This window comes from Prosthecomicrobium sp. N25 (genome assembly GCF_037203705.1).
Classification (GTDB): domain Bacteria; phylum Pseudomonadota; class Alphaproteobacteria; order Rhizobiales; family Ancalomicrobiaceae; genus Prosthecodimorpha.
Genome location: NZ_JBBCAT010000002.1, coordinates 223,009 through 240,674, shown reverse-complemented (window position 1 = coordinate 240,674; position 17,666 = coordinate 223,009). Strand labels below are relative to the sequence as shown.

Sequence of the window (17,666 nt, the reverse complement as noted above, 5' to 3'; positions counted from 1 at the left end):
GTCGCCTTCGGGTCTGGACGGGGTCGGTGCCGCGCGGCTCCGTCGCGCGCGGGAAGCGGGCGACCTTCACCAGAAAGGCCGTATAACGTCAACAGCGATGCGTCGCCCCGCGGCGCCGGTTCTGCTATGCGGAGCCGAATCGCCCGCCCTTCAGGATGGACGCGAATGGTTGACGCCGCCGAAAGACTTGCCGAGATCCGCAACCGCATCGCCCGCGCCGAGCGCACCCACGCACGTGCGCCGGGGTCCGTCACCCTGGTTGCGGTCTCCAAGACCTTCGACGCCGACGCGATCCGGCCCGTGATCGCCGCCGGCCAGCGGGTCTTCGGCGAGAACCGCGTCCAGGAGGCCAAGGCCAAGTGGCCGGCGCTGCGCGAGGAGACGCCCGGGATCGAGCTCCACCTGATCGGCCCGCTCCAATCCAACAAGGCACGGGAGGCCGTCGAACTCTTCGACGTGATCCACACCGTCGACCGGGAGAAGATCGCCGCCGCGCTCGCCGAGGAGATGCGCCGCCTGGGCCGGTCGCCGCGTCTGCTCGTGCAGGTCAACACGGGCCTCGAGCCCCAGAAGGCCGGCATCGACCCGCGCGAGGCGGTCGCCTTCGTGGAGCGCTGCCGCACTGCCCATGGTCTCGCCATCGCGGGTCTGATGTGCATCCCGCCCGTCGAGGACCAGCCCGGTCCCCACTTCGCACTTCTGGAGAAGCTCGCCCGCGAGGCCGGGGTCGGGCTCCTGTCCATGGGCATGTCGTCGGACTTCGAGACCGCCATCCAGTTCGGGGCGACCCACGTCCGTGTCGGCAGCGCCATCTTCGGCGCCCGCTGACAACCCTGGATCGCACGATTTTTGATTCGGAATCGAAATAGTCGACCGCCTGGGAGTCTCCAGGACGCCCGATCGCCATCCGGTCCGACCCGAGACACCCGCCGGCAGGAATGCCCGCCAGCGGCCTTCCCAGCGGCTCCGGCCGAAACCGGGCTCGCCCGGGCGGCCTAGAGGACGGCCATCACGGCCCGCCGCCCCGCGGCCGCCAGCAGGCGGCGCATGACCGGCAGGTCGACCGCGACGCAGCCCGCCGTCGGCCGTCTGTCCGGGCGGGTCAGGTGCAGGAAGATGGCGCTCCCCCGGTTGAGGCTCCGGCGCGAGACGTTCCAGTCGAGCACCACGACGATGTCGTAGACGGCGTCCTGCCGCGCCATCGCCTCGTGGGACGGCCCGAACGGCAGCCGGACCGGCCGGTTGTAGCGCCCGTCCGCCGGGTCGTCGCACCAGCCGTCCTCGGGGCGGATCGCCCGCACGGGAAGGCCGGTCCGTGGGCGGGGAATCCGGTCGGCGCGATAGCGGAGCGCGACCAGCCGCATGGTGGCCGCCGGCGTCGCCCCGTCCCCCTCGCGCTTGAAGCGGGTGATGCCGGAGCGGCCGAGCCGGCACGGCACGGTCGCGCCCCCGAGGGTCAGGAGCCCTTCCGTCGGGTGCCCGGGCCTCGGCCGGATGCGAATCACCTTGGGCGGAACGGCGGGACGGCGCATGGTCGTGGTCCAGTCTCGGGGGCGGCGGCCGGGATGCCGCCCAGGGTTCTGCAGGAATTTCCCAAGTCGAATCCGGCTGTTCCGGCGCGCTCCCGAGGTCGCGCCCAGGCGAAGGCGGGGTGCCGGCCCGGTCCGAACCGCGGTTCTTGCGCTGCGGCGCGAAGGATGGTCTTCTGCTTCGAGGTCGACAAGCCCTTGCCGAAACAAGGACAACGGTCATATCGGCGACGGGCGGACTGTAGGACGGGACCCATGGCTGCGCGCAAGATCCTCATCTGTGACGACGACACCGACCTGCGGGAAGGTCTCGTCGAGCAGCTGTCGTTGTACGAGGAATTCGAGACCGCCCAGGCCGACACGGCCGCCAAGGGCGTGCAGATGGCGCGCAACGACCACGTCGACCTGCTCATCATGGACGTCGGCCTGCCCGACATGGACGGGCGCGAGGCGGTCAAGATCCTGCGCAAGAACGCCTTCAAGGCGCCGATCATCATGCTGACCGGCCACGACACGGACAGCGACACCGTGCTCGGCCTGGAGGCGGGCGCCAACGATTACGTGGCGAAGCCCTTCAAGTTCGCCGTCCTGCTCGCCCGCATCCGCGCGCACCTGCGCCAGCACGAGCAGACCGAGGACGCCACCTTCACGATCGGGCGCTACACCTTCCGCCCCTCCGCCAAGCTGCTGCTCGACGAGAAGGGCTCCAAGGTGCGGCTGACCGAGAAGGAGACCGCGATCCTCAAGTATCTCTACCGCGCGGGCGAGCGCCCCGTGTCGCGCGACGTCCTGCTGCACGAGGTCTGGGGCTACAATTCCGGCGTCACCACCCACACGCTGGAGACCCACATCTACCGGCTCCGGCAGAAGATCGAGCGCGACCCGTCGAGTGCCGAACTGCTGGTCACCGAGTCCGGCGGCTACAAGCTGGTGCCGTGACGGGCGCGCGCCGCTCCCGCCGGACGCGGCGGCCCGCCCGATTTCCCTTGACGTGCGGCGGCCGCGGCGGGAAAGCCGGAAGGCCATGACGCTCGAGCGCGACATCCAGGTCTTGCAGGAGGTGCCCTTCCTGGCCGGCGTGCCGGCGGAACCCCTGCGCCTCATCGCCTTCAGCGCGGAGCGGCGCGAGCTGGCCGCCGGCGAGATCCTGTTCCGGGAAGGCGAGGCGGCCGACGGCGCCGCCCTGGTCATGGGCGGCCGCATCGATCTGCGGCACGACCGGGAGGACGGCCCCGCGACGGTGCTGACCGCCGGCCCCGGCACCCTGCTCGGCGAACTCGCCCTTCTGGTGGAGACGCGCCGTCCCGCGACTGCGGTCGCGGCCGGTCGCGCCGTCACGCTCCTGATCACCCGCCGCATGTTCCGGCGGGTCCTGGAGGAGTACCCGGACGTGACGCTGACCCTGCAGCAGCGCGTGGCCGAGCGCCTGACCGCCCTCGGCCCGAACCTCGGCAGCCTCGCGGCGCGCCTCGAGGCCCTCGACCGCGACTAGACACGGCGAGGCCTCGCGGGCGGCGAAGCCGCCCGTTCAGGCGAGGAGCCGCTCCATGACGCGCACGAGCCGACGCCCGAAATCCGCCGGGTCGTCGGGCGTGTCCCCGTCCAGGATGCGCGCCTGCCCGTGCAGCAGCACGGCCGCGTCCCGCATCAGCGACTTGTCGGCGTCCGCCAGGTGCCGCGCCATGGCGGCGACCAGCGCATGGTTGGGGTTGATCTCCAGCACGGGCTTCGAGAAGCCGCCGCCCGCCGCCTGGCTGCGCGCCAGGATCTTCTCGAAGGCCCGGTCGGGGCCGAAGTCCGGGGCGACCAGGCAGGCCGGGCTCTCGGCGAGCCGCGTCGACTTGCGCACGTCTCCGACCTTGTCGCCGAGCGTCTCCTTGACGAAGGCCACCACGGTGGCGATGGCGGCGTCGCGCGGCGCGTCCTCCTCCGGGGACTTGTCGTCCGCCGGCAGAGGAATGGCGTCGAGGTCGGCCGCCCCCTGGGTGATCGACTGGAACGGCTTGCCCTCGTAGCCGAGCGCGGTGCGCACCCAGAAGGCGTCGACCGGGTCGGTCAGCAGCAGCACTTCCACGCCGCGCGCCCGGAAGCCCTCCAGGTGCGGGCTCGCCGCCGCGCGCTCGGGGCTGTCGGCGAGCACGTAGAAGATCCGGGTCTGGTTCTCCTTGAGGTCCTTGACGTAGTCGGCGAGCGAGCGCCAGCCGTCGCCGGACGTCGTCGTGCGGAACCGGGCGACCTTGAAGATCTCATCCCGCCGCTCGGGGTCCTCGTAGAGCCCCTCCTTGATGACGGGTCCGAACGCCTCCCAGACGGTGGTCCAGGTCTCCGGCTCCTTCTCGGCTGTCCTGGCGAATTCGGACAGGATCCGGCCGACCACGCCCTTGCGGATCGCCTCCAGCAGGGGATTGGACTGCAGCATCTCGCGCGAGATGTTGAGCGGCAGGTCCTCGCTGTCGATCACGCCGCGCACGAAGCGCGCCCAGGCGGGCAGGACCTCGACCTCGTCGGAGATGAAGATGCGCCGCACATAGAGCTTCACGCGGCCCTTGCGCGCCGGGTCGAAGAGGTCGAACGGCTTCATGGAGGGCACGAAGAGCAGAACGGAGTATTCCGTGCGGCCCTCGGCGCGATAGTGCAGGGTCAGCGCCGGCTCGTCCCACTGGCCCGAGACGTTGCCGTAGAACTCCGCGTACTCTTCCTTCTTGATCTCCGACTTTGGCCGCGTCCACAGGGCCGACCCGTCCGTCAGCTCCCGCGAGGCCGGCTCCCCGGCCTTGCCGAACCGGATCGGCACGGGCACGTGCGCCGAATAGGCGCGCACGATACGTTCGATGGTGGCTTCTTCGGCGTAGTCCTTGCTCTCCTCGGCGAGGTGGAGCACGACCCGGGTCCCGCGCGCCGGCGCGTCCTCGAGCGCCAGCGGCGCCACCGAGAAGCTGCCCTGCCCGTCGGACGTCCAGGACCAGGCCTCTTCGGCGCCGGCCTTGCGGCTGGCGACCTCGACTGTCTCGGCCACCATGAAAGCCGAGTAGAAGCCGACCCCGAACTGCCCGATCAGGCGCGAGCCGTCCTTCGCGGCCCCTGCCGCCTCCAGGAAGGCCCGCGTGCCGGAGCGTGCAATGGTGCCGAGATTGTCGATCAGCTCCTCGCGGCTCATGCCGATGCCGTTGTCGGAGACCGTCAGGCGGCGGCCGCCCGGGTCGGCCTCGATGGTAATTTCCAGCGCGGCGCCGTCGGCGAGCAGCGCGGGCTCGGACACGGCCTGCCAGCGCAGTTTCTCGCAGGCGTCGGCGGCGTTCGATACCAGCTCGCGCAGGAAGATGTCGCGGTTGGAATAGACCGAATGAACCATCAGGTGCAGGAGGCGCGCGACCTCCGCCTGGAACGCATGCTGTTCGGCGGGCTTTTCCATCGTTTCGGCTGTCATGGTTCGATCGTCTTGAGGGAAGGCTGGAACCGATGCGCCTCGGACCGGCGCGGCTCAGATATCGGCGCCTGCCGCCGGCAATTCAAGCCGTTCGGGAAGGCCGGGCACGCACCGGCCCGAAGCGGTCCCCGGGCCCGCAGGCCTCACTAAAATTGTAGTAGCGTGAGATGCGTATCAGGAGTAATACCTGCGGGGCGAACCGGCAAATTTTTCCTGTAGATAAATCCATTGAATGAGACATCCTCCCGCTATTCACGGGAGGCGGTCATGATTCATGATTCGCGTCGTACGCGTCCGGTTCTCGATAGCGATCGCGACATCCATCTCGCGCTCGAGAAGATCGGTCCTTTCGCGCCGGACCGGTCCGGTCTCTACAGGCTGATCCTCGAGAATTTCACCGTCGACCTCGATCTGCTCGCCGCGGCCATGTCCCGGCAGCATGACGACGGGCTCTCCGCCCTCAGGGCGTGACCACGACCGGCGTGCCGACCTGCACGCGGTCGAAGAGATCGACCACGTGCTCGTTGTACATGCGGATGCAGCCGTAGGACGCGCGCGTTCCGATCGAACTCGGCTTGTTGGTGCCGTGGATGGCGTATTCGCCCCAGGCGAGCACCATGGCGCGGGGTCCGAGCGGGTTCGACGGCCCCGGCGGGACGAGCTGCGGCAGGGCCGGCTTGTCGTGCCGCACCTCGGCAGGCGGCTGCCAGACCGGGTTGACCTCCTTGCGGGCGATCGAGTTCTGCCCCGACCACTCCCGGCCCGGCATGCCGACCGCGATCGGGTAGCGGATCGCCTGCCCGCCCCCGAGCACGTAGTAGAGCTTGCGCTCGCCGGTCTTGACCACCACCGTGCCGGCCGCGTAGGCGCCGTCGAAGCGCACCACATCGCGCGCCTCCGCCGCCCCCGCCGCCAAGGCGACCGCCAACGCGGCCGCCGAGCCCACCATCCTGAGGTCCATGGCTCCCGCCCCTGCCTTCGTCCCGTCCCTTTCGGGTCCGCCCTGGAGAATGCGCGGGACTCCGTGAAAATCCTGCCAAGCGGGATGGTTAGCGAAACATTGGTCAGTATGGTTGACGCGATCCTACCCCGGGCCGGCACCCGCCCGCCGCGGTCCGGGCGCGGCGGGCGACAGCCATGCGGCCGGGGCGCGCGCCCGGGGCATATTGGACACTTTTCCACAGCGCCCGTTTCCGCTATGTCCAACCGCGCTTGCCCGAGACGGCTCGGATACACGGACGGAGACACGCCATGGCCCCCCGCACCCTCTACGACAAGATCTGGGACGATCACGTCGTCGACCAGCAGCCGGACGGGACCTGCCTCCTCTACATCGACCGCCATCTCGTGCACGAGGTGACGAGCCCGCAGGCCTTCGAGGGCCTGCGCGTCGCCCACCGCAAGGTCCATGCGCCCCAGAAGACGCTGGCGGTCGTCGACCACAACGTGCCGACCACCGACCGCAGCCACGGCATCGACGACCCGGAAAGCGCGCTGCAGGTGGCGACCCTCGCCCGGAACGCGGCCGAGTTCGGCGTCGAGTATTACGACGAGCTCGACAGCCGGCAGGGCATCGTCCACGTCGTCGGCCCGGAGCAGGGCTTCACCCTGCCGGGCATGACGATCGTCTGCGGTGACAGCCACACCTCCACGCACGGCGCCTTCGGGGCGCTCGCCCACGGGATCGGCACCTCCGAGGTCGAGCATGTGCTCGCCACCCAGACGCTCGTGCAGAAGAAGGCGAAGAACATGCGCGTGACCGTCGACGGGCAGCTGCCCGCCGGCGTCGGCGCCAAGGACATCATCCTCGCCATCATCGGCGAGATCGGCACGGCCGGCGGCACCGGCCACGTCATCGAATATGCCGGCGAGGCGATCCGGTCGCTCTCCATGGAAGGCCGCATGACGGTCTGCAACATGTCGATCGAGGGCGGCGCCCGCGCCGGCCTGATCGCTCCCGACGAGAAGACCTTCCAGTACATCATGGACAAGCCCAAGGCCCCGAAGGGCGAGGCTCTGGAGCGGGCCCTGGCCTACTGGAAGACGCTCTTCTCCGACGAGGGCGCCCATTTCGACAAGGAGATCCGCCTCGACGCCGCCGCCCTGCCGCCGATCGTCTCCTGGGGCACCAGCCCCGAGGACGTGGTCTCGGTCACCGGCGCCGTCCCGAATCCCGACGACATCCCCGACGAGAACAAGCGCACCTCGAAGTGGCGCGCGCTCGACTACATGGGCCTGAAGCCGGGCACGAAGATCACCGACATCATGCTCGACAAGATCTTCATCGGGTCCTGCACCAACGGCCGCATCGAGGACCTGCGGGCGGTGGCGAAGATCGTCGAGGGCAAGCGCGTCGCCCCGTCCATCAAGCTTGCCATGATCGTCCCGGGGTCCGGCCTCGTGAAGGCCCAGGCCGAGGCCGAGGGCCTCGACCGGATCTTCACCGCCGCCGGCTTCGAGTGGCGCGAGCCGGGCTGCTCCATGTGCCTCGCCATGAACGCCGACCGGCTCGAGCCCGGCGAGCGCTGCGCCTCCACGTCGAACCGCAACTTCGAGGGCCGCCAGGGCTTCAAGGGCCGCACGCACCTCGTGTCGCCCTCGATGGCCGCCGCGGCCGCCATCGCCGGGCACTTCGTCGATATCCGGACGGCCTGAACGGGCAGGGGGCGGACGCCATGTCGGACCGCCCCCGCATCCCCCGCACGGTCTGGGCCCTGGGCTTCACGTCGCTCTTCATGGACGTCTCCTCGGAGATGATCCACGGGCTGCTGCCGGTCTTCCTGGTCGGCGTGCTCGGCGCTTCCGCGACGATGCTCGGCATCCTGGAAGGCGTCGCCGAGGCCACTGCGCAGATCGTCAAGGTCTTCTCCGGCTGGATCTCCGACCGCTTCGCCCGCCGCAAGGCCCTGGCGCTCGCCGGCTACGGCCTGGCCGCCCTGACCAAGCCGCTTTTCCCGCTGGCGGACAGCGTCGGGGCCGTGTTCCTCGCCCGCTTCGCCGACCGGATCGGCAAGGGCATCCGCGGCGCCCCGCGCGACGCCCTGGTGGCCGACGTCACGCCGCCGGAGATCCGCGGCGCAGCCTACGGCATCCGCCAGTCCCTCGACACGGTCGGCGCGGCGGTCGGACCGGTCCTGGCGATCGGCCTCATGCTGCTCCTCGACGACATCCGGACCGTGCTCTGGTTCGCGGTCCTGCCCGCGCTCGTCGCCGTCGCCATCCTCTTCCTCGGCGTCGAGGAGCCCGCCCGCGACCGCGCCGCGGCGACCCGGCCCCCGCCGATCCGCGCCGCGGACATCGCCCGCCTCGGCCGGCCCTACGGCCTCGTCGTCCTTCTCGGCGCCGTCTTCGCGCTCGCCCGCTTCTCCGAGGCCTTCCTGGTCGTCCGCGCCCAGCAGGCCGGGCTCCCGCTCGCCTTTGCCCCGGGCGTGATCGCGCTGATGAGCCTCGCCTACGCGGCGAGCTCCTACCCGGCCGGCCTCGCCCAGGACCGCTTCGGGCCTGCCGGCATGCTGGCCGGCGGCTTCGCGCTCCTCGCCGTCGCGGACGTCGTCCTCGCCGTCGCGGACGGGCTCCCCGGCCTGGCGATCGGCATCGTCGTCTGGGGCCTGCACATGGGCCTGACCCAGGGCGTCCTGGCGACCCTGGTCGCCGGGGCCGCCCCGGCCGCCGTCCGCGGCACCGCCTTCGGCCTCTTCAACCTGGCGACGGGCCTCGCGACCCTCGGGGCGAGCGTCCTGGCCGGCCTGCTCTGGGATCGCTGGGGCCCCGCCGCGACCTTCCTGGCCGGCGCAGGCCTCGCCGCCGCGGCCCTGGCGATCCTCCCCGCCGTGCTGCGGGCCGGCGGCGCGCCGGCTATTCGGTGACCACGTAGATGTTGGTCACCATCTTGTCGGGCGCGGTCGTCACCGGGTCGGTCTCGTACTCCTCGTAGACCTTCTTCATCGAGAGGCTCTTGGAGACCAGGTAGTCGTCGATCCGGTTGTAGACCTCCTCCAGATCCTCGAAGGAGCCCTGGTGGACGAACTTCAGGGCCGGCCCGGCCGGGCTCTCGCCCACCTTGACGTCCTTCGACGGGGCCGTCTTGGGCGCCTTCTCGATCGGCACCATGGCCTTGAACTGGAAGTCGTCGTCGCCCGAGTCGAGATACTCGATCATCGCCGGCCCGGCCGCCTTCAGGTTGGCCTTTCCGATGGCCGAGAAGATGGCGTTGAGCGACTGGCCGAGGCTCTCCTCCGCATCGTCCCAGTTGGACTTGCCCGTCACGTAGAGCACCGGCCGGGCCGTCAGGGTCACGTCGACCGGCACCGCCACGGTCACGTCTCCGGCGTCGGGCTGGGCGGGCGCCCCCGGCTGGGCGGGCGCGGCGGGCTGGGCCGCGGGCGGCGGCGCCTCGGCGGGCTTCTGGTCCTGCGCGACGGCGGAACCCGCGAGGGCGAGCGTCAGCAGGGCGGCGGCGAGGGCGGGCTTCGTCGATGACGGCATGGATCACTCCGGATGGATCTCCGGGCCCGACGGATCCCGGGAGGCGTCCCGACGAGAGAATCGGGCGCGAACGCGTCGGAAGAATGGCGCATCCCGACGTCGAGCTGAACCATCCCGCCGTTGCGGTTCCGCTTCAGGCCCGCGGCGCGAGGGCGAGCGGCCGCTCGAAGGCGAGCGGATGCTCCGGCCCGACGGCGGCGATGCGCTGGACGATCTTGGCGACCCCGCCCGAGCAGAACGGTCCGGCGATCTCGCCATGCTCGAAGGCGACCACGACGAGCCCGGCCGCCAGCGCCGGGCCGAGCAGCTCGTTCGGCTGCAGGTGGAATTCCCGGCGGTTCGGACGGCCGTGCCGCTCCTGGCCGCGCGCGAAGGTCTCGTAGATCAGGATCCCGTCCGGTCCGACCGCGCCCGCGATGGCGGGCAGGATCGGCCGGAACAGGTAGTTGGTCACCACCACGCCCGCGAAGCGCCGGTCGCCGAGCGGCCAGGGGCTCCCGTCCTCCAGGTCCGCCACCGCGACGGTCACGCGCGGATCTCCCGAAAAGGCGGCGAGCCCGGTCGCGTCCCGATCGACCGCGACGACCTGGAGGCCCGCCGCGAGGGCAGCCGCCACGTGCCGGCCAGTCCCGCAGGCGACATCGAGCACGGTTCCGCCGGGCCGGACATGCGGCAGGAATCCCATGACCCAGTCGGACGGAGCCTGGGGGGCGTGATAGGGCTTGGCGCCGGGCGCCGCCGGGTGGAACTCCATGTCGGTCATCGCTTGGCTGCTCCCGGGCATGTCGCGCTGGCAATCCGCGCCGTCTTTCGCCATATGTACCCTCAGCTTTCCACCGTTTCGAGGCAGACCGCCATGGCGGCCACGCTCCCCTTCCGCAAGATGAACGGGCTCGGCAACGATTTTCTCGTGCTCGACGCACGCTGCTCGCCCGTCAATCTCTCGGCGGACGAGATCCTGCGCCTGGCCGACCGGCAGTCCGGCATCGGCTTCGACCAGATGATCACCCTGGAGCGGTCCCCGGCCGGTGCCGACGCCTTCATGCGCATCCACAATTCGGACAGTTCCGAGGTCGCCGCCTGCGGCAACGCCACCCGCTGCGTCGCCTGGCTCCTGATGGACGAGAGCGGCAGCGCCAGGGCGACGATCGAGACCCGGGCCGGCCTGCTCTATGCCTCCGACGCCGGCGAGCCGGAGATGATCACCGTCGACATGGGCGAGCCCCGCTTCGGCTGGCAGGAGATTCCGCTTGCGGAGCCCTTCGCGGATACCCGCGCCATCGAGCTGCAGGTCGGCCCGATCGACGCCCCGATCCTGCACTCCCCCTCGGCGGTCTCCATGGGCAACCCCCATGCGATCTTCTGGGTCGACGACGTCGAGGCCTACGACCTCGGCCGCATCGGCCCTATGCTGGAGCACCACCCGATCTTCCCCGAGCGCGCCAACATCTCGCTCGCCCAGGTGACCGGACCGGAGTCCCTGATCCTCAAGGTTTGGGAACGCGGCGCCGGCCTGACGCGCGCCTGCGGCACCGGCGCCTGCGCGGCGGCGGTTTCGGCGGCGCGCACCCGCAGGACGGGGCGCCGGGTCCGGGTCACGCTGCCGGGCGGCGACCTCCTGATCCATTGGCGCCCCGAGGACAATCACGTGATGATGACCGGCGCGGTCGAGACCGAGTACACCGGCACGATCGACCGCGACACCCTCGCGGTCCGCCGCGACCCCGCCCCGATCGGGCAAGTCGCCGCGGTCCGGAGGGCCGCCGCGGCCGGGAGGGCCGCCGAGTGAGCGTCGACATCCTCACCTTCGGGTGCCGGCTCAATACGGTCGAGTCCGAGACGATCCGCGCCGAGGCCGAGGCCGCCGGCCTCGCCGACCTGGTGGTCGTGAACACCTGCGCGGTCACCGGCGAGGCCGTGCGGCAGGCCCGCCAGGCGATCCGCCGGGCCCGTCGCGAGCGCCCCGGCGCCCGCATCGTCGTGACCGGTTGCGCCGCCCAGGTCGAGCCGGCGAGCTTCGGCGCCATGCCGGAGGTCGACCTGGTGCTCGGCAACGACGCCAAGCTGAAGCGCGACACCTGGCGTGGGCTCGCCGGCTTCGGCCTGGAGGAGGGCGAGAAGGTCCGGGTCAACGACATTTTCTCGGTCCGCGAGACGGCCGGCCACCTGATCGAGGGGCTGGAGGGACGCACCCGCGCCTTCGTGCAGGTGCAGAACGGCTGCGACCACCGCTGCACCTTCTGCATCATCCCGTTCGGCCGGGGAAACTCCCGCTCCGTGCCGGCCGGCGCCGTGGTCGAGCAGGTCAAGCGCCTGGTCGGCAACGGCTATGCCGAGATCGTCCTGACCGGCGTCGACATCACGAGCTGGGGCCAGGACCTGCCCGGCCGGCCGAAGCTCGGCCACCTCGCCGCCCAGCTTCTCCGCCACGTGCCGGACCTCGAGCGACTCCGCATCTCCTCGATCGACTCGGTGGAGGCCGACGAGGAGCTGGTCGAGGCGATCGGCGCCGAGGCTCGGCTGATGCCGCATTTCCACCTGTCGCTCCAGGCCGGCGACGACATGATCCTCAAGCGCATGAAACGTCGGCACCTGCGCGACGACGCCATCGCGTTCTGCGCCCGCGTGCGCGCCATCCGGCCGGACGTGGTCTTCGGCGCCGACCTGATCGCCGGCTTCCCGACCGAGACCGAGGCGATGTTCGAGAACTCGCTGCGGCTCGTCGACGAGTGCGGGCTGACCCACCTCCACGTCTTCCCCTTCTCGCCCCGCCCCGGAACCCCGGCCGCCCGCATGCCGCAGGTCGACCGAGCGGTCGTGAAGGAGCGTGCGGCCCGGCTGCGCACACGGGGCGAGGCGGCCCTGGCCGCCCATCTCGCGGGCGAGGTCGGCCGGTTCCGGCAGGTGCTCGTCGAGAAGGACGGCCTCGGGCGGACGGAGCATTTCACGCTCTGCGAGGTTCCAGCAGGAGCGGGTCGGCCCGGCGCGATCCTGGGCGCCCGCATCACGGGCCATACCCACCGGGCCCTGACCGCCACCCTGGACCAGGCCGCATGACCGACGACAAGGCGAAACCGGGCTTCTGGAAGCGCCTCTTCGGGGCCGGCGAGGCGTCGGCCGAGGCCGTCCCGGACGCTCCGCCGGCCGGGACCCTGGCCGAGGCGGCCCCTCCGCCCGAGGCGGAACCCGTCGCGCCGCCGCCGGTTCCGGCGCCGCCCGTCGCCCAACCGCCCGTCGCCCCCCCGCCCGTCGCCGTGCCGGCCGCCCCGGCCGGAGCCGCCGAAGCCGGACCGAAGGGCTCCTGGTGGACGAAGCTGAAGACCGGCCTGTCGCGCACCTCGTCCTCGCTGACGACCGGTATCACGGCCATCTTCACCAAGCGCAAGCTCGACGCCGCCACCCTGGACGAACTCGAGGACGTGCTGATCCAGGCCGACCTTGGCCTTGACACGGCGATGCGCATCACCGAGGCGCTCCGGCGCGACCGCTTCGACAAGGAGATCACCGACGAGGAGGTGCGGGACGTGCTGGCCCGCGAGGTCGAGAAGGTCCTCGGCCCGGTCGCCACGCCGCTCGCCATCGACCCGGCCCGCAAGCCGCACGTGATCCTGGTTGTCGGCGTCAACGGCACGGGCAAGACGACCACGATCGGCAAGCTCTCCGCCGAGCTGACACGCGCCGGCCGGTCCGTGATCCTCTGCGCTGGCGACACCTTCCGGGCCGCCGCCATCGACCAGCTGAGGATCTGGGGCACACGCACCGGTGCCCCCGTGATCGCCCGCGAGCCCGGTGCCGACGCCGCCGGCCTCGCCTTCGACGCCCTGAAGCAGGCCAAGGCCGAGGGGCGCGACGTCCTCGTGATCGACACCGCCGGCCGCCTCCAGAACAAGGCCGAGCTGATGGCCGAGCTCGAGAAGATCGTGCGCGTGCTGAAGAAGCAGGACCCGGAGGCGCCCCACACGGTGCTGCTGACGCTCGACGCCACCACGGGCCAGAACGCCATGAACCAGGTCGAGATCTTCGGCAAGGTCGCGGGCGTCACCGGCCTGGTCATGACCAAGCTCGACGGCACCGCCCGGGGCGGCATCCTGGTCGCCATCGCGGCCAGGCACCGCCTCCCCGTCCACTACATCGGCGTCGGCGAGGGCATCGACGACCTGGAACCCTTCGACGCCCGCGACTTCGCCCGCGCCATCGCAGGGCTGGAGCGCTGACCGGCGGCCCGCCTTCTCCCCTTCGTCGGCCGGAGAGGCATAAGTAGTTCACCGCGAGTGCGCGCTTGACTCGTTGCAATTGAAACGGTTTGATCCGTTCCGAACCCGGGGGGAACCCGGGACCGACCTCGGGAGGAAACCATGCTCAACCGCCGCCGCCTGCTCGGCGCCGCCGCCGCCTCGATCGCCATGCCGGCCGTGCTTCGGCCGACGGGGGCACGCGCCGCCGACGTCACGCTCCGCATGCACCACTTCCTGCCCGCGGTCTCCAACGGCCATGCCAAGTTCCTGGCGCCCTGGGCGAAGAAGGTCGAGGGCGAATCGGGCGGCCGGATCAAGATCGACATCTTCCCGTCCATGCAGCTCGGCGGCACCCCGCCCCAGCTCTACGACCAGGCCCGCGACGGCGTCGCCGATCTCGTCTGGACGCTGCCCGGCAACACGCCCGGGCGCTTCCCGCGCATCGAGGCCTTCGAGCTTCCCTTCACGGCGGCGCGGCGCGCCATCGTGAACTCCAAGGCCCTGCAGGACTTCGCCGACCGCAACCTCGCGCAGGAGTTCGGCGAGGTGAAGCCGATCTGCTTCTGGGCGCACGACCACGGCCTCATCCACTCCAACAAGGAGGTGAAGACGCTCGAGGACCTGAAGGGCCTCAAGCTGCGCTTCCCGACCCGCCTCGCCGGCGAGGCCCTGAAGGCGCTCGGCGCCAACGCCATCGGCATGCCGATCCCGCAGGTCCCCGAGGCGCTGGCGCAGCGCGTCATCGACGGCGCCGTGGTGCCCTGGGAGGTGGTCCCGGCCATCAAGGTCCACGAGCTCGTCAAGAACCACACCGAGATCCCCGGCTCGCCGACCCTCTACACGGCCACCTTCATCCTCGCGATGAACAAGACCCGGTACGACGGCCTGCCGGCGGACCTGAAGAAGGTGATCGACGACAACTCCGGCCAGGTCGCCGCCAGCATGGCCGGCCAGGTCTGGGACGAGGCGGGCATCCCGGTGATCGAGCTCGTCAAGAAGCGCGGCAACACCATCACGACCCTCACGACCGAGGAGGCGGCCCGCTGGCGCAAGACCACCGAGCCGGTGATCGAGGCCTGGGTGAAGGGATCGAAGGACAAGGGCTTCGACGGCGCGAAGGTGCTGGACGACGTCCGCGCCACCCTCGCCAAATACGATGTCTGATCCCGCCGCCGCGCCGGTCGAGGCTCCGGAGGTCCGCCACGCCGGACCCGTCCTCGGCCCGCTGGCGCGGTGGACGGCCGTGGCCGGCGGCGCGCTCACGGTGTTGATCGCGCTCGCCGTGACGGCCAGCGTCCTGAAGCGCTGGGCGACGGGCGGCGGCATCGACGGCGATTTCGAGCTCGTCCAGATCGGCACCGCGCTGGCGGCCTTCTGTTTCCTGCCCTACTGCCAGGCGCGGCGCGGCAACATCGTGGTCGACACCTTCACGAACGCCTTGCCGGCGCGCGTCCGCAACACGCTCGACGGCCTGTGGGACCTGGTCCTCGCCGCCCTGGTCGCCCTGATGGCCTGGCGCCTCTTCGTCGGCGCCGCCGAGGCCTTCCGGACCGGGACCACCTCCATGGTGCTCGGCATCCAGGCCGGCTATGCCGTCGCGGCCTCCGCCGTGCTGCTCGCCCTGCTCGCCGTGACCGCGGCCGCGACCGCCGTCATGGCGATCCGGGGCGGCCGATGAGCGGGACGGCCTCCGCGCTTCTCGGCTTCGTCGCCATGCTGGTTCTGATCGGCATCCGCATGCCGGTCGGGCTCGCCATGCTGGCCGTGGGGACGGCCGGCTACGTCCACCTGACGAGCGGCGCCGCCTTCCTGGCCTACATGAAGACGACGCCCTACTTCCTCTTCGCCAACTACACCATCTCCGTCGTGCCCCTCTTCGTCCTGATGGGCGCCGTCGCAGAGCGCTCCGGGCTCGCCCGCGACCTCTTCACGGCGGCCAGCGCCTGGCTCGGGCACCGGCGGGGCGGCCTCGCCATGGCGGTCATCGGGGCCTGCACGGGATTCGGGGCGATCTGCGGCTCCTCGGTCGCCACGACGGCCACCTTCGGCCGCGCCGCCCTGCCGGAGCTGCGGCGCTACCGCTACTCCGACGCGCTCGCCACCGGCACCATCGCGGTCGGCGGCACCCTCGGCATCCTGATCCCGCCTTCGGTGATCCTGGTCGTCTACGCGATCTCGACCGAGCAGAACATCGTCAAGCTGTTCCAGGCGGCCCTGATCCCCGGCCTGCTGGCGACCACCTTCTACTGCCTCGTCATCGCCGTCCTGGTGCGCCGCGACCCGGCGGCCGGCCCTGCCCACGCGCCCGTTCCGCGCGAGAAGCGCTGGCCGGCGCTGCGCGCGGTCTGGCCGACGCTGGTCGTCGCCGTGGTGGTGCTCGGCGGCATCTACGGCGGGATCTTCACCCCGACGGAGGGCGCCTCGGTCGGCGCCGCCGCCATGCTGGCGGTGGGCTTCGGCACCCGCAGGCTCGACGGCCCGGGCTTCCTGGAAAGCCTCCGCATCACCGCCGAGACCTCCGCCCTGATCTTCATGATCCTGCTCGGCGCGGAGGTCTTCAACGCCTTCCTGGCCCTGTCCCAGCTGCCGACCGCGATCGCCGAATGGATCACCGGCCTCGGCCTCGCGCCCCTGGCGGTCGTGGCGCTCCTGCTCCTCAGCTACATCCTGCTCGGCGCCGTCATGGACGAGCTCGCCATGATCCTGCTGACGCTGCCGATCTTCTTCCCCGTGGTGTCCGCCCTCGACTTCGGACTGACCACCGAGGAGGTCGCGATCTGGTTCGGCATCCTGGTCCTGATCGTCGTCGGCATCGGCCTGACGGCGCCGCCGATCGGCCTCAACGTCTTCGTCGTCAGCGCCATCGCGCGAGACGTTCCCATCGCGCAGACCTATCGCGGCGTCCTCCCCTTCCTGGTCGCCGACATCGCCCGCCTGCTCCTCGTCCTGTTCGTGCCCGGGCTGGCGCTCTGGATGGTCCGCTGGCTGTCGTGAAGCAGCCCGATCGGGCGGGGCTCGTCGCCTCGCGTCGCGACCGGCCCGGGGTCGACCGTCTTGCCTTCCGGCCGCTTTGCGGGTATCACCCCGTCCGTCGGCGCCGCGGTAGCTCAGGTGGTAGAGCAACGCATTCGTAATGCGTGGGTCGGGGGTTCGAGTCCCTTCCGCGGCACCACTAACTGATTCGTAGTCGTCCGTAGCTATCCAAAAAGCCTCGAAGGACGAATAGCTTACACTCCCGGGATGTCCAGATCCATCCACGGCAGTTCGCCAGCAGCCAGTCGTTTTGTTGGTAGATCCGTTGGTCTCCCCTACATTGGCCCTTGTACTTGGTCTCCCCCAGGAGACCGCCGATGCCCCTCACCGACACCGCCATCCGAAACTTGAGGCCAAAGGGCAAGCTGAAGAAGCTGTCGGACGGCGGCGGCCTCCAGCTGCGGCTCATGCCGACCGGATCGAAGCTCTGGCGTCTCTCCTATCGAGTGCACGGTAAGCAGAAGCTCTTGGCCTTGGGCTCGTATCCCCTGGTCTCATTGGCTGCCGTCCGGCAGACCCGCGACGAGGCCAGGCGGCAGCTGGCTGCGGGGGCAGCCCCTCTTTTGGTCGCGCCGGAAATATCTCTGGATGGCAAGAGCACGTGGCGGGTCTCTGCGTCAGCCAAAGCCGCCCGCTCCTGGCTCTCGGGATCGCCCGCTCCGGACCCCTTCTGGAATGGCTCGGGGTTTGAAGGTGGTGGGTTCCACTTCTACGGCCCGTCCTCGATCGGCAAGTCCACCCTGCTGCGGGTGGCCGGCTCGGTCTGGGGAGGCGGGGGGCCTCTCGGCTTTGGCCATCCGTGGCGAGCGACCGCTAGTGCGCTCGAGGGCCTCGCGGCCGCGCACAACCATGTGGTCCTTTGCCTCGACGAAATCGGTGCTTTAGACCCGGCCGACCTGCCGTCGGCCGTCTACGCCCTGGCCGGCGGCCAACGAAGGCGTGGATGAACGCGGAGGC

18 protein-coding genes and 1 tRNA gene are annotated in these 17,666 nt (G+C 70.8%); 14 read left to right on the top strand and 5 right to left on the bottom strand.

Annotated features, from left to right (window positions below):
* Window positions 1-165: 165 nt before the first annotated feature.
* Window positions 166-828 (top strand): YggS family pyridoxal phosphate-dependent enzyme, encoded by a 663-nt coding sequence (locus WBG79_RS15935; RefSeq protein ID WP_337358178.1) that lies wholly within the window; start codon window positions 166-168, stop codon window positions 826-828.
* Window positions 829-995: 167 nt separating this feature from the next.
* Here the strand turns inward: WBG79_RS15935 and WBG79_RS15930 are convergent, their stop codons facing one another.
* Window positions 996-1,532, bottom strand: coding sequence for a L,D-transpeptidase family protein (locus WBG79_RS15930; protein ID WP_337358177.1), 537 nt, complete (start codon window positions 1,530-1,532; stop codon window positions 996-998).
* A 252-nt stretch (window positions 1,533-1,784) separates the two neighbouring features.
* Here WBG79_RS15930 and WBG79_RS15925 point away from each other — a divergent pair, with 252 nt between their 5' ends.
* Window positions 1,785-2,468, top strand: coding sequence for a response regulator transcription factor (locus WBG79_RS15925; protein WP_337358176.1), 684 nt, complete (start codon window positions 1,785-1,787; stop codon window positions 2,466-2,468).
* An 85-nt stretch (window positions 2,469-2,553) separates the two neighbouring features.
* On the top strand, window positions 2,554-3,021 hold the full coding sequence (locus WBG79_RS15920; RefSeq protein ID WP_337358175.1) for a cyclic nucleotide-binding domain-containing protein: 468 nt from the start codon (window positions 2,554-2,556) through the stop codon (window positions 3,019-3,021).
* A gap of 36 nt (window positions 3,022-3,057) precedes the next feature.
* Here the strand turns inward: WBG79_RS15920 and htpG are convergent, their stop codons facing one another.
* Entirely contained in the window at window positions 3,058-4,956 is a 1,899-nt protein-coding gene (gene htpG / locus WBG79_RS15915; RefSeq protein WP_337358174.1) for a molecular chaperone HtpG, read from the bottom strand.
* A 267-nt stretch (window positions 4,957-5,223) separates the two neighbouring features.
* On the opposite strand from htpG, the gene WBG79_RS15910 reads away from it, so the two are divergent.
* A complete protein-coding gene (locus tag WBG79_RS15910; protein WP_337358173.1) occupies window positions 5,224-5,427 on the top strand; it encodes a hypothetical protein in 204 nt (67 codons plus the stop codon).
* Here WBG79_RS15910 and WBG79_RS15905 read toward each other — a convergent pair.
* Window positions 5,417-5,917 (bottom strand): L,D-transpeptidase, encoded by a 501-nt coding sequence (locus tag WBG79_RS15905; RefSeq protein WP_337358172.1) that lies wholly within the window; start codon window positions 5,915-5,917, stop codon window positions 5,417-5,419. The two genes, WBG79_RS15910 and WBG79_RS15905, sit on opposite strands and share 11 nt — an antisense overlap.
* Before the next feature lie 290 nt (window positions 5,918-6,207).
* Between WBG79_RS15905 and leuC the strand changes: the two genes are divergently transcribed.
* Both leuC and WBG79_RS15895 read left to right on the top strand, forming a co-directional pair.
* Window positions 6,208-7,611 carry a 3-isopropylmalate dehydratase large subunit gene (leuC, locus tag WBG79_RS15900; protein ID WP_337358171.1) on the top strand — a complete coding sequence of 468 codons (1,404 nt, stop codon included), beginning with the start codon at window positions 6,208-6,210 and terminating at the stop codon, window positions 7,609-7,611.
* Window positions 7,612-7,631: 20 nt separating this feature from the next.
* Complete coding sequence (locus tag WBG79_RS15895; RefSeq protein WP_337358170.1) at window positions 7,632-8,822, top strand: MFS transporter; 1,191 nt, start codon at window positions 7,632-7,634, stop codon at window positions 8,820-8,822.
* Here the strand turns inward: WBG79_RS15895 and WBG79_RS15890 are convergent.
* Entirely contained in the window at window positions 8,812-9,441 is a 630-nt protein-coding gene (locus WBG79_RS15890) for a GyrI-like domain-containing protein (protein ID WP_337358169.1), read from the bottom strand. The two genes, WBG79_RS15895 and WBG79_RS15890, sit on opposite strands and share 11 nt — an antisense overlap.
* Before the next feature lie 133 nt (window positions 9,442-9,574).
* Window positions 9,575-10,204 (bottom strand): class I SAM-dependent methyltransferase, encoded by a 630-nt coding sequence (locus tag WBG79_RS15885; RefSeq protein ID WP_337358168.1) that lies wholly within the window; start codon window positions 10,202-10,204, stop codon window positions 9,575-9,577.
* 93 nt (window positions 10,205-10,297) lie between these two features.
* On the opposite strand from WBG79_RS15885, the gene dapF reads away from it, so the two are divergent.
* The 8 genes from dapF (at window position 10,298) to WBG79_RS27640 (ending at window position 17,656) form a co-directional block, all read left to right on the top strand.
* The gene (gene dapF / locus WBG79_RS15880) at window positions 10,298-11,230 is read left to right on the top strand and encodes a diaminopimelate epimerase (protein WP_337358167.1); all 933 of its coding nucleotides are present in this window, start codon (window positions 10,298-10,300) and stop codon (window positions 11,228-11,230) included.
* Complete coding sequence (mtaB, locus tag WBG79_RS15875) at window positions 11,227-12,498, top strand: tRNA (N(6)-L-threonylcarbamoyladenosine(37)-C(2))-methylthiotransferase MtaB (RefSeq protein WP_337358166.1); 1,272 nt, start codon at window positions 11,227-11,229, stop codon at window positions 12,496-12,498. The genes dapF and mtaB overlap by 4 nt, the downstream gene beginning before the upstream one ends.
* Window positions 12,495-13,655: a signal recognition particle-docking protein FtsY gene (gene ftsY / locus WBG79_RS15870; protein WP_337358165.1), complete on the top strand. Its 1,161-nt coding sequence runs from the start codon at window positions 12,495-12,497 to the stop codon at window positions 13,653-13,655. The genes mtaB and ftsY overlap by 4 nt, the downstream gene beginning before the upstream one ends.
* Window positions 13,656-13,796: 141 nt before the next feature.
* The gene (locus WBG79_RS15865; protein WP_337358164.1) at window positions 13,797-14,840 is read left to right on the top strand and encodes a TRAP transporter substrate-binding protein; all 1,044 of its coding nucleotides are present in this window, start codon (window positions 13,797-13,799) and stop codon (window positions 14,838-14,840) included.
* Window positions 14,833-15,354: a TRAP transporter small permease gene (locus WBG79_RS15860; RefSeq protein ID WP_337358163.1), complete on the top strand. Its 522-nt coding sequence runs from the start codon at window positions 14,833-14,835 to the stop codon at window positions 15,352-15,354. Before WBG79_RS15865 ends, WBG79_RS15860 begins: the two co-directional genes overlap by 8 nt.
* Entirely contained in the window at window positions 15,351-16,670 is a 1,320-nt protein-coding gene (locus WBG79_RS15855) for a TRAP transporter large permease (protein ID WP_337358162.1), read from the top strand. Before WBG79_RS15860 ends, WBG79_RS15855 begins: the two co-directional genes overlap by 4 nt.
* Window positions 16,671-16,772: 102 nt before the next feature.
* Window positions 16,773-16,848, top strand: a tRNA-Thr gene (locus WBG79_RS15850).
* Window positions 16,849-17,026: 178 nt separating this feature from the next.
* Complete coding sequence (locus WBG79_RS27640; protein ID WP_443147468.1) at window positions 17,027-17,656, top strand: DUF927 domain-containing protein; 630 nt, start codon at window positions 17,027-17,029, stop codon at window positions 17,654-17,656.
* Window positions 17,657-17,666 lie beyond the last annotated feature (10 nt).